This window comes from Streptomyces sporangiiformans (assembly GCF_005768555.2).
GTDB classification, from domain to species: Bacteria; Actinomycetota; Actinomycetes; order Streptomycetales; family Streptomycetaceae; genus Streptomyces; species Streptomyces sporangiiformans.
Map to the genome: position 1 here is coordinate 1 of NZ_VCHX02000317.1, position 25,905 is coordinate 25,905.

21 protein-coding genes and 1 rRNA gene are annotated in these 25,905 nt (G+C 69.0%); 18 read left to right on the forward strand and 4 right to left on the reverse strand.

All coding sequences use genetic code 11. From position 1 onward, the window contains the following. The 9 genes from rrf to FGD71_RS39120 form a co-directional block, all read left to right on the forward strand. Positions 1–80: ribosomal RNA gene (rrf, locus tag FGD71_RS39080) — 5S ribosomal RNA — on the forward strand; the annotation flags it as partial. Between the two features lie 160 nt (positions 81–240). Then, positions 241–885, forward strand: coding sequence for an HAD family hydrolase (locus FGD71_RS39085; protein WP_119105310.1), 645 nt, complete (start codon positions 241–243; stop codon positions 883–885). Positions 886–952: 67 nt separating this feature from the next. Continuing rightward, positions 953–2,197: an MFS transporter gene (locus FGD71_RS39090; RefSeq protein ID WP_119105311.1), complete on the forward strand. Its 1,245-nt coding sequence runs from the start codon at positions 953–955 to the stop codon at positions 2,195–2,197. Further along, entirely contained in the window at positions 2,148–3,320 is a 1,173-nt protein-coding gene (locus tag FGD71_RS39095; RefSeq protein ID WP_119105328.1) for an acetoin utilization protein AcuC, read from the forward strand. Before FGD71_RS39090 ends, FGD71_RS39095 begins: the two co-directional genes overlap by 50 nt. Before the next feature lie 234 nt (positions 3,321–3,554). Further along, complete coding sequence (locus tag FGD71_RS39100; protein WP_119105312.1) at positions 3,555–4,370, forward strand: phosphatase; 816 nt, start codon at positions 3,555–3,557, stop codon at positions 4,368–4,370. 129 nt (positions 4,371–4,499) lie between these two features. Then, positions 4,500–4,709 carry a helix-turn-helix domain-containing protein gene (locus FGD71_RS39105; RefSeq protein WP_093781815.1) on the forward strand — a complete coding sequence of 70 codons (210 nt, stop codon included), beginning with the start codon at positions 4,500–4,502 and terminating at the stop codon, positions 4,707–4,709. A gap of 193 nt (positions 4,710–4,902) precedes the next feature. Next, entirely contained in the window at positions 4,903–5,001 is a 99-nt protein-coding gene (locus tag FGD71_RS39110; protein ID WP_003948845.1) for a 30S ribosomal protein bS22, read from the forward strand. A gap of 342 nt (positions 5,002–5,343) precedes the next feature. Further along, positions 5,344–6,405 carry an NAD-dependent epimerase/dehydratase family protein gene (locus FGD71_RS39115; protein WP_119105314.1) on the forward strand — a complete coding sequence of 354 codons (1,062 nt, stop codon included), beginning with the start codon at positions 5,344–5,346 and terminating at the stop codon, positions 6,403–6,405. A gap of 14 nt (positions 6,406–6,419) precedes the next feature. Further along, the gene (locus FGD71_RS39120; RefSeq protein ID WP_119105315.1) at positions 6,420–7,469 is read left to right on the forward strand and encodes a lysophospholipid acyltransferase family protein; all 1,050 of its coding nucleotides are present in this window, start codon (positions 6,420–6,422) and stop codon (positions 7,467–7,469) included. A gap of 96 nt (positions 7,470–7,565) precedes the next feature. Here the strand turns inward: FGD71_RS39120 and FGD71_RS39125 are convergent, their stop codons facing one another. The 3 genes from FGD71_RS39125 to FGD71_RS39135 all read right to left on the reverse strand — a co-directional run bounded on the left by FGD71_RS39125 (position 7,566) and on the right by FGD71_RS39135 (position 11,226). Then, the gene (locus tag FGD71_RS39125) at positions 7,566–8,792 is read right to left on the reverse strand and encodes a DUF5667 domain-containing protein (protein WP_119105316.1); all 1,227 of its coding nucleotides are present in this window, start codon (positions 8,790–8,792) and stop codon (positions 7,566–7,568) included. 328 nt (positions 8,793–9,120) lie between these two features. Next, on the reverse strand, positions 9,121–9,897 hold the full coding sequence (locus FGD71_RS39130; protein ID WP_119105317.1) for an ECF subfamily RNA polymerase sigma factor, BldN family: 777 nt from the start codon (positions 9,895–9,897) through the stop codon (positions 9,121–9,123). 384 nt (positions 9,898–10,281) lie between these two features. Then, complete coding sequence (locus FGD71_RS39135) at positions 10,282–11,226, reverse strand: HAD family hydrolase (protein ID WP_119105318.1); 945 nt, start codon at positions 11,224–11,226, stop codon at positions 10,282–10,284. A gap of 139 nt (positions 11,227–11,365) precedes the next feature. Here FGD71_RS39135 and FGD71_RS39140 point away from each other — a divergent pair, with 139 nt between their 5' ends. The 5 genes from FGD71_RS39140 (at position 11,366) to FGD71_RS39160 (ending at position 17,130) form a co-directional block, all read left to right on the forward strand. Further along, positions 11,366–11,665, forward strand: coding sequence for a glutaredoxin family protein (locus tag FGD71_RS39140; RefSeq protein WP_420878390.1), 300 nt, complete (start codon positions 11,366–11,368; stop codon positions 11,663–11,665). A gap of 314 nt (positions 11,666–11,979) precedes the next feature. Continuing rightward, positions 11,980–12,741 (forward strand): redox-sensing transcriptional repressor Rex, encoded by a 762-nt coding sequence (locus FGD71_RS39145; RefSeq protein WP_119105320.1) that lies wholly within the window; start codon positions 11,980–11,982, stop codon positions 12,739–12,741. Next, positions 12,738–14,468 (forward strand): glutamyl-tRNA reductase, encoded by a 1,731-nt coding sequence (locus FGD71_RS39150; protein ID WP_119105321.1) that lies wholly within the window; start codon positions 12,738–12,740, stop codon positions 14,466–14,468. Before FGD71_RS39145 ends, FGD71_RS39150 begins: the two co-directional genes overlap by 4 nt. Before the next feature lie 8 nt (positions 14,469–14,476). Then, positions 14,477–15,442, forward strand: a complete 966-nt coding sequence (gene hemC / locus FGD71_RS39155; RefSeq protein WP_119105322.1) for a hydroxymethylbilane synthase — start codon at positions 14,477–14,479, stop codon at positions 15,440–15,442. Further along, positions 15,439–17,130 (forward strand): bifunctional uroporphyrinogen-III C-methyltransferase/uroporphyrinogen-III synthase, encoded by a 1,692-nt coding sequence (locus tag FGD71_RS39160; protein ID WP_119105323.1) that lies wholly within the window; start codon positions 15,439–15,441, stop codon positions 17,128–17,130. The genes hemC and FGD71_RS39160 overlap by 4 nt, the downstream gene beginning before the upstream one ends. Positions 17,131–17,239: 109 nt before the next feature. On the opposite strand, the gene FGD71_RS39165 is transcribed toward FGD71_RS39160, so the two are convergent. Continuing rightward, positions 17,240–17,890, reverse strand: coding sequence for a hypothetical protein (locus tag FGD71_RS39165; protein WP_119105324.1), 651 nt, complete (start codon positions 17,888–17,890; stop codon positions 17,240–17,242). 126 nt (positions 17,891–18,016) lie between these two features. Here FGD71_RS39165 and hemB point away from each other — a divergent pair, with 126 nt between their 5' ends. From hemB to FGD71_RS39185, 4 genes are all read left to right on the forward strand, one after another. Continuing rightward, positions 18,017–19,009, forward strand: coding sequence for a porphobilinogen synthase (gene hemB / locus FGD71_RS39170; RefSeq protein WP_119105325.1), 993 nt, complete (start codon positions 18,017–18,019; stop codon positions 19,007–19,009). A 92-nt stretch (positions 19,010–19,101) separates the two neighbouring features. Then, positions 19,102–19,749: an MOSC domain-containing protein gene (locus FGD71_RS39175; protein WP_119105329.1), complete on the forward strand. Its 648-nt coding sequence runs from the start codon at positions 19,102–19,104 to the stop codon at positions 19,747–19,749. 169 nt (positions 19,750–19,918) lie between these two features. After that, positions 19,919–20,308 carry a hypothetical protein gene (locus tag FGD71_RS39180; RefSeq protein WP_119105326.1) on the forward strand — a complete coding sequence of 130 codons (390 nt, stop codon included), beginning with the start codon at positions 19,919–19,921 and terminating at the stop codon, positions 20,306–20,308. A gap of 327 nt (positions 20,309–20,635) precedes the next feature. Then, positions 20,636–25,831 carry a family 43 glycosylhydrolase gene (locus tag FGD71_RS39185; protein ID WP_119105327.1) on the forward strand — a complete coding sequence of 1,732 codons (5,196 nt, stop codon included), beginning with the start codon at positions 20,636–20,638 and terminating at the stop codon, positions 25,829–25,831. The last annotated feature ends 74 nt before the right edge of the window (positions 25,832–25,905 follow it).

Consider the following 25,905-nt stretch of genomic DNA (forward strand, 5'->3'; position numbering starts at 1 on the left):
TTCCGAACCCGGAAGCTAAGCCTTTCAGCGCCGATGGTACTGCAGGGGGGACCCTGTGGGAGAGTAGGACGCCGCCGAACAATTCTTCAGGAAAACCCCCGGACCGGAATATCGGTCGCGGGGGTTTTTCTTGTGGCACGCCATTGGCATGCTCAGAACATCCGGCTTGCTTCGTCCGGCAGGCATCACCGGCCGGACGGTACCGACCACAGGCAAGCAGGGCCCGTCTAGGGTCAGGGCATGCGCTACGACCTGGTCATCTTCGACAACGACGGCGTCCTCGTGGACAGTGAGCCGATCTCCAACAAGCTCCTCGCCGCTTATCTCACCGAGTTGGGACACCCCACCTCGTACGAGGACTCCCTCCGCGACTACATGGGCGCCGCCATGCATCGCGTCCACGATCTCGTGCTGGAGCGGACCGGGCAGCGGTTGCCCGAGGACTTCGACGACGTCTTCCACCGGCGGGTGTTCGCTGCCTTCGAGCGGGAGTTGGAGCCGGTGGCCGGGGCCGTGGAGGTGCTGGAGAAGCTGGCCGCGGACGGAGTTCCCTACTGCGTGGCGTCTTCCGGGAGTCATGAGCGGATCCGGGTGGGGCATCGGAAGACCGGGCTCGACCGGTGGTTCGACGACGAGCGGATCTTCAGTTCGCAGGACGTGGGGCGGGGAAAGCCGGCGCCGGATCTGTTTCTGCACGCGGCCGCGCGGATGGGCGTCCGGCCGGAGCGGTGTGCCGTCGTCGAGGACAGTCCGCTCGGGGTGCGGGCGGCCGTCGCCGCCGGGATGGACGTGTACGGGTTCACGGCGATGACGCCCGCAGGGCGACTCTCGGGGGCCACCCGGCTTTTCGGGGAGATGCCGGGGCTGCCCGCACTCCTCTGCTGAAGATGAACAACATTCATCTTAAGATTCATCTACCCACGAGTAGCCCGGGGCCTTACGCTGTGCGGCCATGACAGATGTGCTGCGGCGCGGCCGGGCCTCGTTGGCGTTCGGCTTCTTCGCTCAGGGTGTCGCCTTCGCGCTGCTGGTGACGCGCATCCCCGCGATCCAGGACCAGTACGGGATCTCCGACGGGTTGCTGCCCGCTTTCCTCGCCGCCGTGCCGGTCCTTGCCGGGGTCGGCAGCGTCTGCACGGAGCAGTTGGTCAAGCGGGTGCCGCCAAGTCGCGTCCTTCGCTGGTCGCAGCCCGTCGTGCTGCTCGCTTTGCTGGGTGTCGGCGCCGGCGACAGGCTGTGGGAGATAGGGCTGTCGCTCGCCGCGTTCGGGCTGGCGGTCGGCGGGCTCGACGCCTCCATGAACATGCTCGGGGTGAGCCTGCAGCACGCGTACGGGCGCAGCATCATGCTCGGCTTCCACGCGGTGTACAGCCTGGGCGGAATCCTCGGGGCCTCGCTCGCGTGGGTGGGGGCGCACTGGGATCTGCCGCTGTTCGTGTCGTATCTGCCAGTGGTGCTGGTGCTGCTTCCCCTCGCGTTGGTGGGGAGCCGGTGGTACGTCGACGGCGATCGGGTCGGTGCTTCCGACGGACCCGGAAAAGTGGGACAGGGACAGGGACAGGGGCAGAGGGAGGCCGGGGCCGTCGGCTTCAAGCTGCTGCTGCCGCTGTGTCTGGTGATGACCTTCGCGTACATCGGGGACTCGACCGTCTCCAACTGGAGCGCCAAGTATCTGCAGGATGTGCTCGGCAGTTCGGAGCAGCTGGCGACCGTTCCGTACAACGTCTACATGGTCACGACGCTGATCGGGCGGGCCGTCGGGGACTTCGGGGTGCGGCGGTTCGGGGCCGTGGCGGTCGTGCGGCTGGGGGCACTGGTCGCGGCGGCGGGCTTCGCGGTGGTGGCGGGGGCGCCGGGGGCGTGGGTCGGGATGCTCGGCTTCACCTTGCTGGGGCTGGGGCTGTGTGTGCTGGTGCCGCAGACGTTCGCGGCCGCGGGCCGGCTGTTCCCCGGTGCTGCCGATGCGGCCATCGCGCGGCTGAATATCTTCAACTATGTGGGTTTCTTGATCGGTTCTCCTCTTGTGGGGGCTCTGGGCGATGCGTGGACCTATCGGGGGGCGATGCTGGTGCCGATGGTGTTGGTGCTGGTGACCTTGGTGTACGCCAAGTCGTTCGCTCCGGGACCTGACCGATACGGTGACGGACATGAGCGGCCGCGCACAGCTGATGTGGGACGAGGCAGTAACGGGCTATGACTTCGGTCCGGATCACCCGATGGATCCGGTCCGATTGGCGTTGACCCGCCGACTGGTCGAGGCTTTCGGCCTTGATCGTGAGGTGGAGGTGGTCGCGGCGCAGGCGGCCGGGGATTCGACGTTGCGACTCGTGCATCGCGCGGACTACGTCGAGGCGGTCAGAGCCGCCTCCGTGGATCCGGCGGCGGCGGACTCTTCGTACGGGCTGGGGACCATGGACGATCCCGCCTTCGCCGGGATGCACGAGGCCTCCGCTCTGATCGCCGGGCAGTCGGTGGGGGCGGCCGAGGCGGTGTGGCGCGGGGAGGCACTGCACGCGGTGAACTTCGCCGGCGGGCTGCACCATGCGATGCCGGGCGGCGCGTCGGGGTTCTGTATCTACAACGACGCGTCGCTGGCGATCGCCCGGCTGCTGGAGCTCGGGGCGGAGCGGGTCGCGTACATCGATGTGGATGTGCATCACGGGGACGGGGTGCAGGCCGCGTTCTGGGAGGATCCGCGCGTGCTGACGATCTCGTTGCACGAGCACCCCCGGACCTTGTTTCCGCAGACCGGGTGGCCCGAGGAGACCGGGGCCGACAGTGCGGAGGGTTCCGCCGTGAACGTGGCGCTGCCCGCCGGGACGGGGGACGCGGGGTGGTTGCGGGCCTTTCACTCCGTGGTGCCTGAGCTGATCGCCGACTTCCGGCCGCAGGTGCTGGTGACGCAGCACGGGGCCGATACGCACTTCGAGGATCCGCTGGCGCATCTGGCCGTTTCGTTGGACGCGCAGCGGGCGGTGCAGGTCGCCTGTCACGAGCTGGCGCACGAGTACGCCGGCGGACGGTGGGTCGCGCTGGGTGGCGGCGGATATGCGGTGGTGGACGTGGTGCCTCGCTCCTGGACGCATCTGGTCGCGATTGCCGCGGGGCGGGAGATCGCGCCGGACACGGTGATTCCGGAGAGCTGGCGGCAGGAGGTTTTCGCTCGTACGCGGCAGCTGGCGCCGGTGCGGATGACGGACGGGCGGTGGCCTGTGGCCTGGAAGGACTGGGAGTCCGGGTACGATCCGGCCGACCGGCTGGACCAGGCGATCGTCGCGGCTCGGCGGGCGGCCTTTCCGCTGCGGGGCATGCTGGCGTAAGGAGTCTTCCTCCGGGGCCAGCGACTCCAGGGTCCCCTGGCCCCAGCAGCCCCTGGTCTCAGCGGCCCCCTGGCCCCCGTGGCGCCCAGCGGCCCGTAGCGCCCCGTGGCGCCCAGCGGCCCCAGTGGCGCCGGCAACGGCCGGGGCAGGCGCCGTAGCGGGCGTTACGCCGACTGTGGGCTGTTTTCCGGGTTTTGGGCGTGAGGGCCGGGTGGATGCGCCAGCATCGCTGGCGTGTTGAGTGCTGGAGCGTTGCGGGAGCATCTGCTGGCCGCCCGGTTGGCCGGGTCCGTGGCGACCTCGCGTGAAGTGAGCCTGCGCAGTTATCGGCTCTTCGCCGCGCGGGATCCGCGGGTGCTGATCGGACTGGATCCCGAATGGGCCTGGAAACAGTCGGATTTGATCGCTTTGATGGCGGAGAAGTGCGGGGTTTCGGCCGATCCACGGGACACATCAGGGTCCGATGTGATCGATCCCGGGCGGACCCTGGCGGCGCTCGACGCCTTTGCGGAACGGCTCCAGGTGGCTGCCCGGAACCGCTCTCCGGTGCTCCTGGGGACCGGTCACCCGCACCGACTGCTCGGTTTCTACGCCGCCTTGGCGGACGCTCTCTCGGCGGCGGGGTGTGCCGTGCTCACCCCCGCGCAGGGTAGCTGTGTCGACATAACGACCCGGTTCGGTCTACGCACGTACAACCTTGACTACGTACGAGGAGTCGCGCTGGTGCGGGAACCAGGCGCACAGGCCGCCGGTTGTGAGACCGGCGCGCACTCGCATTCTCCGCTCCCGGTTCGTCTCGCCCTTGCCGGCGCGGCAGAGGCCGGCGGGCCCCTCCCGGAGCTGGTGGTGGGGGACCACGGCTGGGTCTGCGGGGCAGGTCAGCTGGGGTTCGAGGCCATCGGCCTGGGTGACACGGACGATCCGGCGCTGTTCGTCGGGGAGGCTGAGGGGCGGGTGTCCGTCGTCGTTCCGCTTGATGACGCTGTGCGGTCTGATTACTACCGACCGCTTACGCGCTATGTACTCAATCGAGCGTGCCTGTCACAGTAGGCGGCTGATGGCATCCCCTCTTCCCCACTCGCATCACCCGCACCTACATTGGGTGGTGAGCACGCAGCGACGAAGAGTCACCGGAAGGGGAAGCCGGTGCCCGTCGAGTGCGGAAGGTTCAGGTGTGTCATGGCTGCTGGCGAGAGGCCTCTGAACGAGGTTCAGTTTCTGACCGTGGCGGAAGTCGCCTCGGTAATGCGAGTGTCGAAGATGACCGTGTACCGACTGGTGCACAGCGGTCATCTGCCCGCGATCCGGGTTGGGAGGTCCTTCCGAGTCCCGGAGCAAGCGGTTCACGAGTACCTTCGCGAGTCCTACGTGGGGGTGGAGACGGCCTGATCGATGAACTCAGGGTGGTCCTGGGGTGGCCCGGACGGCGCCCCCGGATTGCCCCTTGATCCCTCGATTACAACCTCGGCGCTCGGGCGGGGTAGGCTAGCCCCTCGTAGGTCGTGTGGGCCCCAATGCAGCCCCGCACCGAGTGATTGTCCCCGCGAGGCGGGGGTTGTCCGAGAAGTGAGCGAGGGTAGTCGTGGGCTCTGTTATCAAGAAGCGGCGTAAGCGGATGGCCAAGAAGAAGCACCGCAAGCTGCTCAAGCGCACTCGCGTTCAGCGTCGCAACAAGAAGTAGGCACCGGGTCGTTAGGGTCGTGGCCCCGCCTCGGCGGACCCTCGCCCCTCACGGCCGTGTCTACGGCGTTGCGTGACGCTGCGACAGACAGGCGCTCTGTGGCCCCCCACCGGTCGGTGGGGGGCCACAGCCATACTTGTGTAAAGGCCTGTGAGGCAATGAAACGCCTGTGAGGCAAATGGCTTGGTCTGTTCGTACGTACGGGGCTCGTCGTCACTTCATGCATCGGGCAGTCATCACAGCGCAACATCGAGGCGCTAACGTGGGCCGTCACGGGGAACGCGACAGAGTGCGAACAGGCGAGCAGAATGTCGTCGAGGGGCTGGAAGGAAGGCGCTGATCTTGGGAAAGGTCGTGCTCGTGACCGGGGTGGCCCGACAGCTCGGGGGCCGGTTCGTACGGCGGATTCAGCGTGACCCCGAGGTGGACCGGGTGGTCGCCGTGGACGCGGTCACGCCCGAACACCATCTGGGCGGAGCCGACTTCGTTCGGGCCGACATAAGGCAGCCCACCATCGCCCGCCTGCTCGCCGAGCACTCGGTCGACACGGTCGTGCACATGGACGTGACGGGTACTCCGCTGGGCAGCGGCAGCCGCGCCTCGGTCAAGGAGACCAACGTCATCGGCACGATGCAGCTTCTCGGGGCCCTTCAGAAGTCCCCTGCGGTCAAGCGGCTGGTCGTGAAGTCCAGTACGAACGTGTACGGGTCCGCGCCCCGCGATCCGGCCGTGTTCACCGAGACGACCCCGCCCAAGTCGCTCCCCAGCGGCGGCTTCGCCAAGGACACGGTGGAGGTCGAGGGATACGTACGGGGCTTCGCCCGGCGCAGGCCCGATGTCGCCGTGTGCGTGCTGCGGTTCGCGAACATCCTCGGGCCGAACGCGGACTCGCCGCTCGCTTCGTACTTCTCGCTGCCCGTCCTGCCGACCGTGCTCGGCTACGACCCGCGGCTGCAGTTCGTGCACGAGGACGATGTGATCGAGGTGTTGCGGCTGGCTTCGCACGACCCCCGGCGGGGCACGCTGAACAGCGGCACGTTCAACGTCTCCGGTGACGGCGTCCTGCTGCTCTCGCAGTGCGCCCGGCGGCTCGGCCGCCCCACCGTCCCGGTGCTGATGCCCGCGGTGACCTGGCTGGGCTCCGCCTTGCGTACGCTGGGCATGACGGACTTCTCGCCCGAGCAGCTGCGGCTGCTCACGCACGGCCGGGTGGTGGCGACCCACCAGATGCGAGAGACGCTGGGATACCAGCCCAAGTACACGACCTCGGAGACGTTCGCGGACTTCGCGCGCAGCCGTGGTCCCGGACTCCTGCCGCCCGAGGCCCTTGCCGGGGCCGTCGACCGGATCGCCGCGCTGCCCCCACTGCGCGGCGGCAACCTTCCGACGCAGAGCGCCAACTGAGGAGCGCATCAACGATGGCGGACGCCAAGGTCATTCCGTTCGACGACGACCGGTCCCGTGGGGGTGCCGTGCAGCGGCCGCCGCGGCGCCGGAGCGCGGGGAGCCGGCGGGGGAGCGAGCCCGCGGCGGTACGCGAGGTCCAGCCTCTGCCTGGACGAACGATTCTGCAGGATGATGTTGCTGTGAAGCATGAGGAACCGGCGCCCTCGCCGGAGAGGCAGGGCGGCGGCTGGGACCAGCGCATCGCCGGTGGTCTGGCCTTCCTGCGACGGAGGCTGACGGGCGACTACGAGGTCGACGACTTCGGTTACGACCAGGAGCTGACCGACCAGGTCCTGATGTCGCTGCTGCGGCCCGTCTACGAGAAGTACTTCCGTGTCGAGGTGAAGGGCATCGAGAACATCCCGTCCGAGGGCGGGGCGCTGATCGTCGCCAACCACTCCGGGACGCTGCCGCTGGACGGCCTGATGATGCAGGTCGCGGTCCACGACAACCATCCCGACGACCGCCATCTGCGTCTGCTCGCCGCCGACCTGGTCTTCATGCTCCCCGTGGTCAACGAGCTGGCCCGCAAGGCCGGCCACACGCTCGCGTGCGCGCAGGACGCCGAGCGGCTCCTGGAGCGGGGCGAGCTGGTCGGTGTGATGCCGGAGGGCTTCAAGGGCATCGGCAAACCGTTCGGCGAGCGCTACAAGCTGCAGCGCTTCGGCCGCGGCGGCTTCGTCTCCACGGCCCTGCGGCAGGGCGCTCCGATCATCCCCTGCTCGATCGTCGGGGCGGAGGAGATCTACCCGATGATCGGCAACGCGAAGACCCTCGCGCGCCTCTTGGGCTTCCCGTACTTCCCGATCACGCCGACGTTTCCGTGGTTGGGTCCGTTGGGGGCGGTGCCGCTTCCGACGAAGTGGACGATTCAGTTCGGTGAGCCGATCCTCACGGATGGCTATCCGCCGGAGGCGGCTGAGGATCCGATGCTGATGTTCAATCTGACGGACCAGGTCCGGGAGCAGATTCAGCACACGTTGTACAAGTTGCTGGTGCAGCGGCGGTCGGTGTTCTTCTGACGTTTCCGAGCTTCTGACGGCTTCTCGTACGTCCGCTTCTTGTACGTCGGTGGGGGCGCCCCTTGTGAAAAAGGGGCGCCCCCACCGACGCATCGCCTAGTCCGTGTTCTCGCCGTCGATGCCCAGGCCCGGGAGGAGGCCCGGGAACAGGGGCGGGACCGTGGCCTCCGATTCGGGGGGCGAGCTGGTCCTGCTGGACGGTGTGGCGCTGGTGTCGTCCTCGGGCGGGTCCAAGAGGCCGCCCGTGTTGCCGCCCAGCAGGCCCTCGCTCTCCGTGTTCGAGGTGGACGGCTTGGGGTTGCCGCTGCTGTCGCGGCCGTCCGCGGAGGAGCTGCCGGAGGTGCTGGGAGCGGCCGGACTGCCCTCGGTCGAGGAGCCGGTGGCGGCCGGGCCGGAGCCCGGCTGCCGACTCGTGCCCCCTTGCGAGGGTGGTTGCGGCAGCAGTGACCGCAGCGGATCGACCTCCTGGTCTATGGCGTCGAGGACCGAGCTCACCTGTCGGCTGACGTCGCCGAGCTGGACGGGCAGGCGGTCGCGCAGCTCGCCCCACACGTCGCGGTGCGACTGGGAGAAGGCGGAGAGGGACTGGATGGGGCTGAGCGAGCCGTCCCGTTCGTACGCCTCGTGCAGAAGGCGGTGGCCCTCCGCCGCGTCGTGCCGCATGCCGGACAGCGCGCGACGGACCTCGCCCATGGACTCGTGGTCGAGGGGGCCGGAGCGGTCGCGCTCCATCAGCCGACGTGCCTCGCTCAGCCGGGTGGAGGCCTGGTCGAGGTAGAGCCGGCCGCGGTCGCTGTCGCCGTCGGCCATGCCCAGCTTGAGGTCCTCCATGCCACGCTTGAGCCCGTAGAGCGAGTCACCGGGCAGGGCGTCGGAGCTGGCAGCGGCGACTCCGCTGAAGGCTCCCGCGGCCACGCCGACGGTGAGCCCGCCCGCTGCGAGGCCCTTCGACAGGCGGGACCGTGGTCGCAACTTCCGCAGCCCGGTCGACCGGTGGGCTCCCCGCGTCCGGCGCCTTCGCTGCTCGGGCACCGTAGGGCCCACACCCCCGCCCCCCGCGGCCGTGCCCTCCCGCAGCATGGCCTCCATCGCGGCCACCAGCTGGGCCCGCTGAACGACCTTGACCTCGGGATCCAGGGCCGGTTTGGGCAGCTCGCCGAGGCCGGTCGCCAGGGACAGCAGCCGACTGCGCGGGGACTCGTCCGCCGCGGCAGCAGGGGCCGGTCCTTCGGACTGCTCGGCCGCCGGGCCCCGGTCGGACTGTTCCTCCAGGGCCTGGGCGAAGGCGTTCGCCCGCCGGTGCGCCGATACGTTCGCGATCACTGGCGGCACCTCCTCTCGTCATGACGGTCGACTCCCCAGGGGGTCCTGAGGGTTGCACTACCTGATCACATCCACACGATCGAGCGATCGGGGACGGCCAGGTGTGACCACAGGGAGCCTGTATCCCGCACAACGAGCGGCTCGGCACATGGGTTACGGACGACGGATGATCGACCGCAAAGCCAACAGACTTCTACGGAACGTGAGTTGATGGTCGCTGAGGGTGGTGAGACGTGCGGCGGTCTGTTCGGAGGGGGCGTCTCTGTACGGGGTCTACGGGTCTCAGCGGGGCGGGTTCTCAGCGGCTATCGGCGGTTCTCGGCGGTTCTCAGCGGGCGTCGTCGGGAAGGAGCCGGGCCAGGGTGCGTACCGCCCGGTACTGGAGGGTCTTGATCGCGCCCTCGTTCTTGCCCATCACGCGGGCGGTCTCGGCGACCGAGAGGCCCTGGAGGAAGCGCAGGGTCACGCACTCCTGCTGCTGGGGGTTGAGGCGACGTACGGCGTCCAGGAGTGCCGCGTTCGAGAGGGACTCCAGGACGGAGTCCTCGGGGGAGCGCTCGACCTCGTTGGCGTCGAGCATCTCGCCGGTGGTCACTTCGAGGCGGAAGCGGCTCGACTTGAAGTGGTCGGCGACGAGGTTGCGGGCGATCGTGACCAGCCAGGCGCCGAAGTCACGACCCTGCCAGGTGAAGGTGCCGATGCGGCGCAGGGCGCGCAGAAAGGTCTCGCTCGTGAGGTCCTCCGCGGTCGCCCTGCCCCCCACGCGGTAATAGATGTAGCGGTACACGGTGTCGCTGTACTGGTCGTAGAGGCGTCCGAAGGCCTCGGCCTCGCCGGACTGGGCGCGCTCCACGAGATCCATCATCCGGGCGCTGTCACTGTCCGCGGCCGGGCGGCGTGCGGTGGTGGCCGGCGCGCCCGAGCGGCCCCGTCTGCCCACCGCCGCGCTGCCCTCGGCCAGTGCGTAGCACGGGCCGACGGGCGCGGCGGAGACAGCGAGGGCGGGGCCGGCGTACGCGGTGGGGACGAAGCCGCGCAACAGGTCGAGGACCGTTGCGCGCAGCGTAGCCAGGCCCGAGGCGTCAACCCCGACGTGTGGGTACACGGGACTCCCAGAGGCAGAGCTTCCATCACGTGCAGTACGGGACCGTTCACCCGTCGTAGCGACGTGTGGGGTCCGTTGTGCGTCTGAGGAGAATAACGCTTCGTACAGGCAGTGCTACGCCCAGTTGCTCAAATCATCGATTACGTCGCTTCTATTACAGTTCGACGCCTGATCAAGTGCCGGAGAGTGACCGGTTGTTGATCGAATCGGTTCGCGTTCCGCCTGACTGCGGGGCGTGTTGTGCCCGTGTTCCGCGAACGTGACTGGCGGGCGTGATGTGCGGGTAGGACAGCACGATTGCCCGCGTTTTCCTGCGGCCGCCCCCTCGGCGGGGCGTCGGCGGCCGCTCTCGGCGCAGTGCCGGCGGCGGCTCTCGGCGCAGTGTCAGCGGCGCCGGCGGTGCAGGGCGATCGCGGCCGCCGTGCCGCCCGCGACCGCGCCGACGCCCGCCGCCGCGGGGATGCCGACCTTCGCCGCCTTGCGGCCCGTGCGGTAGTCGCGCAGGCGCCATTCGAGGGTGCGCGCGTGCTTGCGGAGCTTGCTGTCCGGGTTGATCGCGTACGGGTGCCCGACGAGCGAGAGCATCGGGATGTCGTTGTGGGAGTCGCTGTACGCGGCGCAGCGTCCGAGGTCCAGGCCCTCCGCCGCCGCCAGGGCGCGAACCGCCTCGGCCTTCGCGGGTCCGTGCAGCGGTTCGCCGACGAGTTTGCCGGTGTAGACGCCGTCGACGGACTCGGCGACCGTGCCCAGCGCGCCGGTCAGGCCCAGACGGCGGGCGATCACGGTGGCGATCTCCACGGGGGCGGCCGTGACGAGCCACACCTTCTGGCCCGCGTCGAGGTGGGCCTGGGCCAGTGCGCGGGTGCCGGGCCAGATGCGCTCGGCCATGTACTCGTCGTAGATCTCCTCGCCGATCGACATCAGCTCGGCGACGCGGTGGCCCTTCACGATGGACAGGGCGGAGTCGCGGGCCTCCTGCATGTGCTCGGGGTCCTCGACGCCCGCCAGCCGGAACCAGGCCTGCTGCCAGGCGAACCGGGCGAGTTCGCGTGTCTCGAAGAACTTGCGTTTGTACAGGCCGCGGCCGAAGTGGAACAGCGCGGCGCCCTGCATCACGGTGTTGTCGAGGTCGAAGAAGGCGGCGGCCTTGATGTCGCCGACGACGGGGAACTCCGGTTCTGCTTCGGATCCGTCGGGCGTGGCTTCGTGAGCGAGTTCCTCCAGTTCCTGGGAGGACTTGCGCGCAGCCTCAGCCGAGGCTTCGCCTGCCAACACGCTCCGAGCGGTGGCGGAGCGCCTACGGGGAGTGAGCCATCCAAGAGCGGCCATGGCGTGAGCATAGCCAGTTTGTTCGGTGGTTCCCGAGTCAGGAGGTTTGCAAGCTGTGAACTCTCCGCGACCGTGTCGTTAAACCGGGCCGCTCCCGCTGGGTGGACGCCGTGTCCCGCCACGCCGGGGGCGCGCGAGAATGGCTGGTATGAGTCCCATCTTTCGGCGCACTGGCCGCCGTACGGAGAAGGGCGTGCCGCGTGAGCGGCTCGTCACACTGATCGGGAAGCCCGGCTGCCATCTGTGTGATGACGCACAGGACGTCATCGAGAAGGTCTGTGCGGATCTCGGCATGCCGTGGGAGAAGAAGGACATCACGCAGGACGAGGAGCTGCACCGCTTGTACTGGGAGCAGATCCCCGTGGTGCTCGTGGACGGTGCGCAGCACACGTTCTGGCGAGTGAACGAGGACCGGCTGCGGCGGGCCCTCGCGGAGTGAGGGGGCGCGTAATCGAACCGTGGCCGGACGGAGCACTCCAAGTGGACTGCAAATTCACTTAGGATCGAGGGCGGTTCGGCCTCGGGGGCGGGGAGCGTAGAGGAGAGTGTGCGGCTTTGCCCCCATCAAGCAGGGAACGAAGGTGCGTGTGCGCCGGTTCCATACCCGTCTGTCAGGGGCACGTGACCCCGGTCACGTTGGGCGGGCAAATCGGACACCATCTTTGTGCACGCGTTCACAAAGACATAGCCTGCATTCGACGGGGCGGTCCAGGTATGGGTGACCGCCGGCCCCGCTCTACCCGCAGGAGCACCGTGGCAACTGGCCGAACTCACCGACCGGCGACCCGCAGCCGAGGGATTCCCGAGGCCACAGTCGCCAGGCTTCCGCTGTACCTCCGTGCCCTGACCGCACTCTCGGAGCGCTCGGTTCCCACGGTCTCCTCCGAGGAGCTCGCGGCCGCAGCGGGGGTCAATTCCGCGAAGCTGCGCAAGGACTTCTCGTACCTGGGGTCCTATGGGACGCGCGGTGTGGGCTACGACGTCGAATACCTCGTGTACCAGATCTCCCGCGAGCTCGGTCTGACCCAGGACTGGCCCGTCGTGATCGTCGGTATCGGTAATCTCGGCGCGGCGCTGGCCAACTACGGCGGGTTCGCCTCACGCGGCTTCCGGGTCGCCGCCCTCATAGACGCCGATCCCGCGATGGCCGGCAAGCCCGTCGCCGGGATCCCGGTGCAGCACACCGATGACCTCGAGAAGATCATCAAGGACAACGGCGTGTCGATCGGCGTGATCGCGACCCCCGCGGGCGCCGCCCAGCAGGTGTGCGAACGGCTCGTCGCCGCGGGGGTGACGTCCATCCTGAACTTCGCGCCGACGGTGCTGTCCGTGCCGGACGGCGTCGACGTACGCAAGGTCGATCTCTCCATCGAGCTGCAGATCCTCGCTTTCCACGAGCAGCGCAAGGCCGGCGAGGAGGCCCTGGCCCTGGCCGAGGCCGAGGCCGTGGTCGAGGTGTCCGAGGAGAGCGGGAAGGGACCGGACGGGGATGTCCCCGCCGTGATGCCGGCATGAGTCTTCTCGTCGTCGGGCTGAGCCACCGCAGCGCTCCGGTCAGCGTCCTGGAGCGGGCCGCGCTGTCCGCGGACACGCAGGTCAAGCTCCTCCAGGACACCATCGCCGCCGAGCCGGCCACCGAGGCCATGGTGCTCGCCACCTGCAACCGGATCGAGCTGTACGCCGACGTGGACAAGTTCCACGCGGGTGTCGCCGAGCTCTCCACGCTGCTCGCGCAGCACAGCGGGGTCGGGCTCGAAGAGCTCACTCCCTATCTGTACGTGCACTACGAGGACCGGGCGGTCCACCACCTCTTCTCGGTGGCCTGCGGCCTCGACTCGATGGTCGTCGGCGAGGGCCAGATCCTCGGCCAGATCAAGGACTCGCTCGCCACCGCGCAGGAACTGCACACGGCGGGCCGGCTCCTCAACGACCTCTTCCAGCAGTCCCTGCGGGTCGGCAAGCGGGCCCACTCCGAAACCGGCATCGACCGGGCCGGGCAGTCCCTCGTGACCTTCGGCCTGGAGCAGCTGACGTCGGGGGCGGCCGTCGAGGCCTGGGCCAAGGGCAAGCGGGCCCTCGTGATCGGCGCGGGCTCCATGTCCTCGCTGGCCGCGGCGACGCTCGCGCGCGCCGGGGTGGCCGAAGTGGTCATCGCCAACCGCACGCTGGACCGCGCGGAGCGTCTCGCGCGGATCCTGCAGGAGGGGCAGGACACGGATGTGTCGGCCCGCGCGATACCGATGGACGCGGTGCCGGGCGAGCTGACACGTGCCGACCTCGCCGTCTCGTGCACCGGAGCGACGGGGCTCGTCCTGACCGCCGAGGCCGTCGCGGCGGCGGTCGAGGGCCGTACGGGCGCACCGGCCGAGGAACGCGCCGCCATGCCCACCGTCGTACGGGAAGACCTGCCGCCCACCAGCGTCGGCACCGACGAGAACTGTCCGCTGGACCTGCCCGCCGTACAGGGCTCCGCCGTCCAGGGAGCCACCGGCTTCTCCGTCATGGGCGAGGCCGCGGTGGCCGGCATGGACGCGGCCACCCTGGAGCAGCACGCCGCCTGGGTGGACAACGGCAGCGTCGACCGCCGCGAGGCGACTCGTCGTACGCACGAAGCCGACGCTCTCACGCTCGAAGCCGACGCCGAGGTCATCACCGCGCTCGCCGCCACCGCGGCCGCCATCGGGCGGGTGCCCGAGCGCCGCAAGCCCGAGCCCGTCGTCGTGGCCCCCCGGCCCGCGCCCGTGCTCTCGTTGCTCGACCTCGCCATGCCCCGTGACATCGACGCCGCCGTGCACCGGCTGCTCGGGGTGCGGCTCGTGGACATCGAATCGCTGGCCGAGGCCTCCGCGGACGCGCCCATGGCGGCGGACGTGGACATGGTGCGGCGGATCGTGTCCGACGAGGTGGCCGCTTTCGGGGCCGCCCAGCGAGCCGCGCACATCACCCCCACCGTCGTCGCCCTGCGCACGATGGCCGCCGATGTCGTCGCGAACGAGATCGCGCGGCTCGACGGACGGCTGCCCGGCCTCGACGAGAAGGAGCGGGGCGAGATCACACAGACGGTGCGGCGCGTGGTGGACAAGCTGTTGCACGCGCCGACCGTACGGGTCAAGCAGCTCGCGGCCGAGCCCGGCGGTGCCGGATACGCGGACGCGCTGCGGACCCTCTTCGACCTGGACCCCGAAACGGTCGCCTCCGTCTCGCGGGCCGAGAACGACGCCGAGAACCGAGGGCGAGCATGAGTGCGGAAATGGGGCCACTGAGGCTGGGGACGAGGCGCAGCAAACTCGCCATGTCCCAGTCCGGGAAAGTGGCCGACGCCGTGAGCCAGGTGACCGGACGGCCTGTCGAGCTCGTCGAGATCACCACGTACGGCGACACGACGCGTGAACACCTCGCGCAGATCGGCGGCACGGGTGTCTTCGTGACCGCCCTGCGCGACGCGCTGCTGCGGGGCGAGGTCGACTTCGCCGTGCACTCGCTCAAGGACCTGCCGACGACGCAGCCGGACGACCTCGTGCTGGCCGCGGTGCCGCGGCGCGAGGACCCGCGTGACGCGCTCGTCGCCCGCGACGGCCTGAGGTTCACCGACCTCCCGGACGGGGCACGCGTGGGCACCGGATCGCCGCGCCGCATGGCGCAGCTGAACGCGTACGCCCGCGGTCACGGGATGCGGATAGAGACGGTCGCCATACGTGGCAACGTCGACACGCGCATCGGATACGTGCGGAAGGGCGAGCTCGACGCCGTCGTTCTCGCCGCCGCCGGACTGAGCCGTATCGGCCGGATCGACGAAGTCACGGACTTCCTTCCGGTCGACACTGTTTTGCCCGCCCCCGGCCAGGGGGCTCTGGCGATCGAGTGCAGGGCGGGACACACCGCCCAAGACACCGCGCTCGTCGCCGCGCTCGCCGGACTCGACGACCCGTTCACCCGGGTCGCCGTGACTGCCGAGCGGTCCCTGCTCGCCTCCCTGGAGGCCGGCTGCAGCGCACCTGTGGGTGCACTGGCCGACCTTCTGGCCGACGGGCAGATTGTCAAGGAAATGCGCCTGCGCGGCGTCGTCGGTACCACCGACGGCTCGACGCTGGTGCAGCTGTCCACCACCGGTCCCGTGCCCGAGACACATGACCAAGCAATGGCGCTCGGCCGTGAACTCGCTGCCGAGATGCTTGCCAAGGGCGCGGCCGGTCTGATGGGGGAGCGAGCACATTGAGCCCCACCACCCTTCCCGCCGGCCTGGAACACGGTCACGTCACCTTCCTCGGTGCCGGACCCGGAGATCCGGGACTGCTCACACTGCGCGCCGTGGAGGCGCTGGCGACTGCGGATGTCCTGGTCGCCGAGCCCGAAGTGCTCGACGTCGTCCGCACGCACGCCAGACAAGGCGTCACCGTGCTGGACGCCGTATCGGGCACGGGCATGGACACGCCTCAGCTCACGGTGGTTGACGGCACGTCAGCCACCGCTGGGGTCCCCGCGTCGAGGGACGCGGCCAATATTGTCATGGAGGCCGCACGGGGCGGCAGGCGGGTCGTGCGTGCGGTCACCGGGGACCCCGGTCTCGACACGTACGCCGCCGAGGAGATGCTGGCCTGCGCCGCCGCGGGTGTGCCCTTCGAGGTCGTGCCCGGTATCGCCACCGCCGTCGGTGTGCCCGCGTACGCGGGTGTGCCGCTGCGGGACGCGCAGGGCGCGGACGTGCGGTTCGTGGACGCGCGGACGGCTTCGGGCCGGTGCTGGACCGAGGTCGGCGCGTCCGACGGGACCGTGGTGGTCTCCACGACCCTGGACTCCGTCGGCGCGGCCGCGAGCGAGCTGGTGGCCGCGGGCCGCAAGCCCGATACGCCGCTGACGGTGACGGTCGCCGGTACGACGACCCGGCAGCGGACCTGGTCCGCGACGCTCGGGACGATCGCACAGACGCTGAAGCAGGCGAAGGTGCTGCCCTCGCCGGAGGGCGGCCGTCCGGTGATAGCCGTGGTCGGTGAGCGTTCCGCCTCCGCCCAGCGTGACCAGTTGTCGTGGTTCGAGTCCAAGCCGCTGTTCGGCTGGAAGGTCCTCGTACCGCGTACGAAGGAGCAGGCGGCGTCGCTCTCCGACCAACTGCGCTCGTACGGCGCCGTGCCGCACGAGGTGCCGACGATCGCCGTCGAGCCGCCGCGTACGCCCCAGCAGATGGAGCGGGCGGTCAAGGGACTTGTGACGGGCCGTTACGAGTGGATCGCCTTCACGTCGGTGAACGCGGTCAAGGCCGTACGGGAGAAGTTCGAGGAGTACGGGCTCGACGCGCGCGCGTTCGCGGGCATCAAGGTGGCCGCCGTGGGCGAGCAGACGGCCAATGCGCTCGTGGCGTTCGGTGTGAAGCCGGATCTGGTGCCGAGCGGGGAGCAGTCCGCGGCCGGACTGCTGGAGGACTGGCCGCCGTACGACCCCGTCTTCGACCCCATCGACCGGGTGTTCCTGCCGCGGGCCGACATCGCGACCGAGACGCTGGTGGCCGGGCTGATCGAGCTGGGCTGGGAGGTCGACGACGTCACGGCGTACCGGACCGTGCGGGCCTCGCCGCCGCCGGCCGAGACGCGGGAGGCCATCAAGGGCGGTGGCTTCGACGCGGTGCTGTTCACGTCGTCGAGCACGGTGCGGAACCTGGTCGGTATCGCCGGCAAGCCGCACAACGTGACCGTGATCGCGTGCATCGGTCCCGCGACGGCCAAGACGGCCGAGGAGCACGGGCTGCGGGTCGACGTCATGGCTCCGGAGCCGTCGGTGCACAAGCTGGCGGAGGCACTCGCGGACTTCGGCTCGCGACGGAGGGCTGCCGCGGTGGAGGCCGGAGGGCCGGTCACGCGGCCCAGCGAGCGGCGGCCCGGTTCGCGGCGGAGGCGCAGTACGACGACCTGACGGTTCTGAAGGTGGGCGCGCGTCCACTGCCGTAGGTGGAGCGGGGGGCGGCCCCTGACCGGAGTGAACGGTCAGGGGCCGTTCTCGTGCGCGTTCTCGTACACCGTGATCACCCGCTGTTCGGCGGTACCCAGCCGTTCAGCTCGGCGACGGATGCGGCGGCATTCTTGATCTCGTCGCGAACTGGTGCGCAGGAATCGCGGAGCGCTTCGAGGAAACTCCTGTCGAGGCGGCTGACATCTTGATCACGAGTCAGGGACCGGACGGATTCGACAAAGGAAGCCTGGGCATTCTGCTCCAACCGCTGAAGTCGCCCAGTCGCCGTCTCTTCGCCGGGCCGTACCACCCTGGCTTTCCTTCCGCCGATCTCGAAGTCGAAACTTCCGAGAATCGTTTCGAGCGTCTGTCCTGACATCTCGGCTCGGGTCGGGTTCGGGTGCATGCAGACCGCGATGGCATTTACTGCGAGCATTGCGGACTGCACAACGGAGAACGTTCTACTGCCCGGATCGCCGAAATCAACCGATCCCGTTCGCGCTTCGAAATCCTCAAGGATGTCGACGAGTTCGTCCTCGTCCACTTCGCCGAGCGGCGCCTTCCAGGCGGTATCGAGGATGTGGAAGAACCGCTCCGCCTCAGTCGGGGTGGCCAGAGCCGCGAACACTCCGCTCCCGCGCTCCGCGCAGGCCAGGCAGAAACCGGTCAGGAAATCAGTGGGGATTTCGCGAAGTGCGGAGTACGTCTCCACGTTGCGGGTCAACTTGGTCTCCTCGGTTCTCCCGGACAGGACGGACAGGACAGGGCAGGGCAGGGGTGGCTGGCGGCCCTGGCGGGCTCGACAGCGCGTCGGCAAAGGGGGGTGTGGGGCAGGCGTAGCGTAGGTGGCATGACGAAGTACGGATCCTTTCCCGGTGCGCGGCCGCGGCGGCTGCGCACCAGCCCCGTGATGCGACGGATGGTCGCCGAGACCCGGCTGCACCCCGCCGACTTCATCCTCCCGGCGTTCGTGCGCGAAGGTGTCAGTGAGCCCGTGCCGATCGCGGCCATGCCCGGGGTCGTGCAGCACACGCGGGACAGTCTGAAGAAGGCCGCCGTGGAGGCGGTGGAGGCCGGGGTTTCCGGGATCATGCTGTTCGGGGTGCCGGAGGAGAGCAAGAAGGACGCCCTCGGCACGCCCGGGACCGACCCGGACGGGATTCTGCAGGTCGCCATCCGCGATGTGCGGGCCGAGGTCGGGGACGAGCTGCTCGTGATGTCCGACCTGTGCCTCGACGAGACCATCGACCACGGACACTGCGGTGTGCTCGACGAGCAGGGTCGCGTCGACAACGACGCGACCCTGGAGCGGTACGCCGAGATGGCCCAGGTACAGGCCGACGCCGGTGCGCATGTGGTCGGGCCCAGCGGCATGATGGACGGCCAGGTCGGGGTCATCCGGGATGCCCTCGACCAGATCGGGCGCGAGGACGTCGCCATCCTCGCCTACACCGCCAAGTATTCGTCCGCCTTCTACGGGCCGTTCCGGGAAGCCGTCGCCTCGTCGCTGAAGGGCGACCGCAAGACCTACCAGCAGGACCCCGCCAACGTACGGGAATCCCTGCGGGAGTTGGCGCTCGACCTGGAAGAGGGCGCCGACATGGTGATGGTGAAGCCCGCCGGGCCCTACCTCGACATCCTCGCCCGGGTCGCGGACGCGGTGGACGTGCCCGTCGCCGCGTATCAGATCTCCGGTGAGTACTCGATGATCGAGGCCGCCGCCGAGAAGGGCTGGGTCGACCGGGAACGGGCGATTCTGGAGACGCTGACCGGGATCAAGCGGGCCGGGGCGCAGAACATCCTCACCTATTGGGCCACTGAGGTCGCGCAGAAGCTGCGTTGAGGCGGCGTTGAGGCGGCGTTGAGTCGGGCCACTGAGAGGGTGGCAGGTAATCGTGTCGCACCGGCGTGCGGCGCACCCGTACCGTCGCTCGTATGAAGCTGCTCTCCGTAAATGTCGGCAAGCCTCGGCCCAACCCGTGGAAGGGGCTCGGCGCGACAGGCATCGACAAGCGGCCCGTTGACGGTCCGGTCGCCGTCAGCGCTCCCGGCCCCAAGGGCACGGGCGCGGTCGGGCTGGCGGGCGACCGCGTCTACGACGTGAAGCACCACGGCGGTTTCGACCAGGCCGTGTACGCCTACGCCCGCGAGGACCTCGACGGCTGGCAGGGGGAGTTGGGCAGGCCGCTGGCCAACGGCGTCTTCGGGGAGAACCTCACGACCCTTGGTCTCGACGTCAACGGCGCGCTGATCGGCGAGCGTTGGCGCATCGGGCCCCAGGTGGTCCTGGAGGTGTCGTGCGCGCGGATCCCGTGCGCGACGTTCCAGGGCTGGCTGGAGCGCGACGGCTGGATCAAGCGGTTCACGCAGGCCGCCGTGCCGGGCGCGTATCTGCGCGTGATCGAGCCCGGAGACATCCGGGCCGGTGACCCGGTCGAGATCGTGGACCGGCCGGGTCACGAGGTGACCGTCGCGCTCGTCTTCCGCGCGTTGACACTCGAACCGGATCTGCTGCCGCGGCTGCCGGCCGCCGACGCGCTGCCGCTGGAGGTCAGGGAACTGGCTCACAGGCGCCAACGATGACGCCAACGATGACGCCCACGATGGCGCCCACGATGAAACGAAAGAGGCCGCGGACCGCCTGATCACGGCAGTCGGCTCCACCTCCTTCTCCGCCGCGGGGACAGCTATGCTCGCCGCGGCGAACGGGAGATCACGACGAGGTTCGTGGTCGCGGGGCGGGGAGGTCTCCATGGGGCCGGAAGCACAGTGGTACGTGCTCGTCGAGGCGAACTCCGACTTCTCCACGGACCCGACGTGGGAGCTGCGGGAGAAGTATCACGTCGAGGGCGACCGGGCGGCGGCTCTGTCCCGGGCGGAGCAGGTCTGCCGCACCTGGGGGCCGTGGGACAAGAAGCCTGAGGAGACCGGGCGGAGCGTCTTTCGGACCTCCGAGACGAGCTGGCTCGTGGAGGTGACCCAGGAACGCTGGAGCGAGCAATGGGAGCGAGCCTTCACCAGCACGTGGTGCGTCCGCGTGACGGTCGCGGAACTCGTCTACACCAAGGAGCCCCCGCCCGCCCATCCGCCCGAGAAGAAGAAGCCCGGGGTGATGCGCCGCGCCTTGGGAAACGGGCGGTAGCGGCCTGAAGGCTGTTGCTCCCAGTGGCATCGAGCCGGGGTCACGGGCAACCGTGGCCCTGGCTTCGTTGTGAGGCCGGCATCTCGGATGCCGAGAGCGCGTATGACGAGATCATGGCTGCCGAGAGGCAACGGAAGTATTCCGTTCGGCCAGTCGGACATTGTTCGAAAAGTCTTGACGCCCCCCTGTACACCGATTGACACTCTCGCAACACGACGTCACACCGACGAAACGGCAGGGCGCCTCTCGGCCGACCGGGCAGGGGTCAGGACCCGCCACGAACCCTTCCTTCGTGCCTTGAGCCTGTCTCGACGAGGAGACTTGAAAATGCCGCACATCGACATCGAACGGCCTCGCAGCCGCGCGAGACGTTGGGCGGGCCATCTCGCCGGGCTGACCGCCGCGTCGCTCTTCCTGGGTCTGGCCAGTCCGCTCGCCCCCGCGCAGGCGGCGGAGATCACCGACGGACTGGCACTCTGGTACAAGCTCGACGCCACCTCCGGCACCACCGTGACCGACGCGTCCGGCAACGGGCGCAACGGCACGCTGAACGGAGCCGCCGGCTGGACCGGCAACGGTGAGGGGCTCGCCTTCAACGGGTCCGACACCTACATCAAGGTGCCGGACAACATCATGAGCGGCATGAACTCGATCTCCGTCTCGATGGACGTGCAGATCGACGCCACCCAGACCACCCCGTACTTCATCTACGGCTTCGGCAACACCAGCAACGGCGCCGGCAACGGCTATCTGTTCACCACCGGCAACTCCTTCCGGACCTCCATCGCGTCCGGGAACTGGTCCACCGAGAAGACCACCACGGGCCCCGCCGCCCTGCAGCGCTCCGTCTGGAAGCACGTCACGTACACCCAGACCGGCACCACGGGCGTCCTCTACGAGGACGGCGTGGAGGTGGCCCGCAACACGGCGGTCACCATCACCCCCGGCTCCATCGGCTCCGGCGCCACGACGGCCAACTACGTCGGCAAGTCCGTCTACACCAGCGACAAGCTCTTCAAGGGCAAGATCCGCGACTTCCGGGTGTACGACAGGGCACTGGCCGGCTCGGAGGTCGAGCAGCTCTCCCTCCCCGTCGCCACCGAGGGCGTCGCCGCCGACAAGGCCGCGCTCAGCCTCGGCGACACCAGCGCCGTCGTCTCCGACCTGACGCTGCCGAAGTCCGGCCCGGCCGGCGGCTCCACGATCAGCTGGAAGAGCGACACCCCTTCCGTGGTGTCCGACACCGGCGCCGTGACCCGCCCGGCCGCCGGCGAACCGGACGGCCACGCCACGCTCACGGCGACCCTGAAGAAGGGACCCGTGACCGACACCAAGACCTTCGACATCACGGTCCCCGCCGCCTTCGACGACGCCACGGCGACCCGGCAGGCCGCCGACGCGCTGTCCGTCCACAACCTCGACGACGTACGCGGCAACCTGACCCTCCCCGCGACCGGCGACTACGGCACGAAGGTCAGCTGGTCGTCCGCCGAGCCGGACGTCGTCTCCGCCGACGGCGTGGTGAAGCGCCCCGCGCACGGCGACGGCGACACCACCGTGGCCCTGACCGCCACCGTCACCAAGGGCGACGCCACAGCCACCCGGGTCTTCACCGCCAAGGTGCCCGAACTCCCCGCCAAGGCCCCGCTCAAGGGCTACATGTTCAGCTACTTCACCGGCGAGGGCACCTCGGACGGCGAACAGCTCTACGCCGCCCTCAGCAAGGGCAACGACCCCCTGAAGTGGCGGGAGATCAACGACGGCAAGCCGGTCCTGACCTCCACGCTCGGCGAGAAGGGCCTGCGCGACCCGTTCATCATCCGCTCCCCGGAGGGCGACAAGTTCTACCAGATCGCCACTGACCTGCGGATCTACGACGGCAACGGCTGGGATGCCTCGCAGCGCACCGGCAGCAAGTCCATCATGGTCTGGGAGTCCACCGACCTGGTGAACTGGACCAACCAGCGTCTGGTCAAGGTCTCGCCCGACGCGGCCGGCAACACCTGGGCGCCGGAGGCCTTCTACGACGCGGAGCGCGGCGAGTACGTCGTCTTCTGGGCGTCGAAGCTGTACGACAACGAGGCGCACTCCGGCGACACGTACAACCGCATGATGTACGCCACCACCCGCGACTTCTACACCTTCAGCGAGCCCAAGGTCTGGATCGACCGCGGCTACTCGGTCATCGACTCCACGGTGATCAAGCACGACGGGACGTACTACCGCCTGTCCAAGGACGAGCGGAACAACACCTCCTCCACCCCGTACAGCAAGTTCATCTTCGAGGAGAAGAGCGACTCGCTCCTCGACCTGTCCTGGGACTTCGTCAAGGAGGGCATCGGCAAGGACGCGATGAGCGCCGCCGAGGGGCCGCTGGTCTTCAAGTCCAACACCGAGGAGAAGTGGTACTCCTTCCTCGACGAGTTCGGCGGCCGCGGCTACATCCCCTTCGAGACGACGGACCTCGCCTCCGGCAACTGGACCCCGTCCACCGGCTATGACCTCCCGTCGAAGCCACGGCACGGCACGGTGCTCCCGGTCACCCAGGCCGAGTACGACCGGCTGCTGCGCGCCTACCAGCCCGACCAGCTCGTGGAGAGCGTCGAGGACATCTCGGTGAAGACGCGCATCGGTGACCCGCCGGTCCTGCCGGCCACCGTCATCGCCGAGTACGCCGACGGAGTCAAGCGCCCCGTCTCCGTCACCTGGGACGACGTCCCGGCCTCGGCGTACGCGCAGGCCGGCACCTTCACGGTGGAGGGCAGCCTGCCGGACGGCGCCGCGCTCAAGGTCAAGGCCGAGGTCACGGTCTCGGAGGAGGGCGCCGAGGTGCCCGCCGACCTCGTCCTGCGCTACGACTTCGACGAGACCGGCGGCAACATCACCCGCGACTCCAGCGGTCACGGCTATCACGGCACCTACGTCCGCACCCCGGACTTCGGTACCGGCGTGGACGGCGGCTCGTTCAAGATGTCCGGCGGTTCCAGCAGCTCCACCACCTCGCCGTACGTCAGGATTCCGAACGGCGTCCTGAAGGGCGCCGACAGTGTCACCGTCTCCACGCACGTCAAGTGGAAGGGCGGGGACAACTTCCAGTGGCTCTTCGGCCTGGGCCCCGACAACAACAAGTACCTCTTCGCCTCACCCTCCAACGGCGGCGGCAAGCTGTTCTCGGCGATCACCAAGGCCACCTGGTCGGGCGAGAAGCAGATGACGGCGGCCTCCCAGCTCACCCCCGGTGAGTGGAAGCACGTCACGGTCACGGTGGACAGCACGGCCCAGACGGCGGTCCTCTACGTGAACGGCATCGAGGCGGCCCGGGCGACCGGCGTCACCATCAAGCCGTCCGAGCTCTACGACGCGTCGAAGGGCTACTCCGGCTACATCGGCAAGTCCCTGTACTCCCCGGACCCGTACTTCGGTGGCGAGGTGGACGACTTCCGGATCTACAACCGGGCCCTGTCGCCCGCCGAGGTCCTGGAGCTCAGCGGAAACACCACGGGCATCGCCACGGCGACCCACCCCGCATTGAAGATCGACGCCATCGTCAACGACGCGGACAGCAAGATCACGCTGCCGCTGACCGAGGGCAGCGATCTCACCGCGCTCGCCCCCGAGTTCACCCTCGCCCACGGCGCGTCCATCAGCCCGGCCTCCGGCACGCTCCACGACTTCACCGAGCCGGTGACGTACGAGGTGACCGGCTCGGACGGGGAGAAGCGCACCTGGACGGTCGAGGCCCTGGAGATGAAGAGCCCGGTGCTACCGGGGCTCAACGCCGACCCGAACATCGTGAGGTTCGGCGACACCTTCTACATCTACCCGACCACCGACGGCTTCGAGGGCTGGAGCGGCACGCAGTTCAAGGCGTACTCCTCCAAGGACCTGGTCCACTGGAAGGACCACGGCGTCATCCTCGACCTCGGTCCTGACATCAGCTGGGCCGACAGCCGGGCCTGGGCGCCGACGATCGCCGAGAAGAACGGGAAGTACTACTTCTACTTCTCGGCCGACACGAACATCGGCGTCGCGGTGTCCGACTCGCCCACCGGACCGTTCAAGGACCCGCTGGGCAAGCCGCTCATCCCCCGTGGCGCCTACACCGGCCAGATGATCGACCCGGCGGTCTTCACCGACGACGACGGCCAGTCGTACCTCTACTGGGGCAACGGCAGGGCGTACGTCGTGCCGCTGAACGACGACATGGTGTCCTTCGACTCCTCGAAGGTCACCAACATGACCCCCAGCGGCTACAACGAGGGCACCTTCGTCATCAAGCGCAAGGGCACCTACTACTTCATGTGGTCGGAGAACGACACGCGGGACGAGAACTACCGCGTCGCCTACGCCACCGGGTCCTCGCCCACCGGTCCCTGGACCAAGCAGGGCGTGATCCTGGAAAAGCGCCTCGCCCTCGGTATCAAGGGGCCGGGCCATCACTCCGTGGTCCACGTCCCGAACACCGACGACTGGTACATCGCCTACCACCGCTTCGCCATCCCCGGCGGTGACGGCATGCACCGTGAAACCACCATCGACAAGCTGGAGTTCGACTCCGACGGCCTGATGAAGAAGGTCGTCCCCACCCTGACCAGCATCGACCCGGTCACCATCGTCCACGCCGGCCCGAACGCGAGCGGCACCGAGGGCGGCGCCGTCTCCCTCACCGGCACCATCTCCGGGGCCGGCGACCCCAAGTGGACCGTCGAGGACGGAGCACCCTGCACCTTCTCCGACGCCAAGGCCATCCTGACCACCATCACCTGCGCCGACGACGGCACCTACAAGGTCACGCTGACCGGCGGCCGCAGCAGCGACACGCTCACGGTCACCGTCGACAACGCGGCCCCGGTGATCACCTCGGCCAAGGGCCCCAGTGACCCGGTGGCGGCGGGCAAGAGCGCGACCGTCACCGCACAGTTCACGGACCTGGGCTCCGGTGACACCCAGACGTGCGAGGTCGACTGGAAGGACGGCACCGAGCCGGCCAAGGGCACGGTGACCGCCACCGGCTGCGAGGCCGCGCACACCTACACCAAGGCGGGCATCCACCGTCCGGAGATCACCGTCACGGACGACGACGGGGGCTCGGACACCACGAAGCTCCCCGAGCTGATCGTGTACGACCGGGCGGCCGGTCCCATCGCGGGCGTCGGCGTCATCGCCTCCCCGGCCGGCGCCTACCCCGCCAAGCCCACCCTGACCGGCCCGGCGGCCTTCACCTTCGGCGCCGCGTACAAGAAGGGCGCCACCGTCCCCAGCGGCGACGCCACCTTCAACTACGCGGCCGGCAAGATGAAGTTCCAGTCCACCTCCTCCGACTGGTTGGTGGTCACCGGCTCGGAAGCCCAGTACCAGGGCTCCGGCACGGTCAACGGCACCAGCGGCTACGGCTTCCGCATCACCGTCACCAACGCCCCCGACACCTACCGCATCAAGATCTGGAAGAAGTCCACCGGCGACGTCCTGTACGACAACCTCACGGGCACCAAGGCCTACGGCATCATCTTCGGTGACGCCTGAGGACAGACAAGGACAGATGAGGTCTGATCCGCACACCATGTGACACCCGCCGAGCGGCGCCCGGGCCCAGCCCC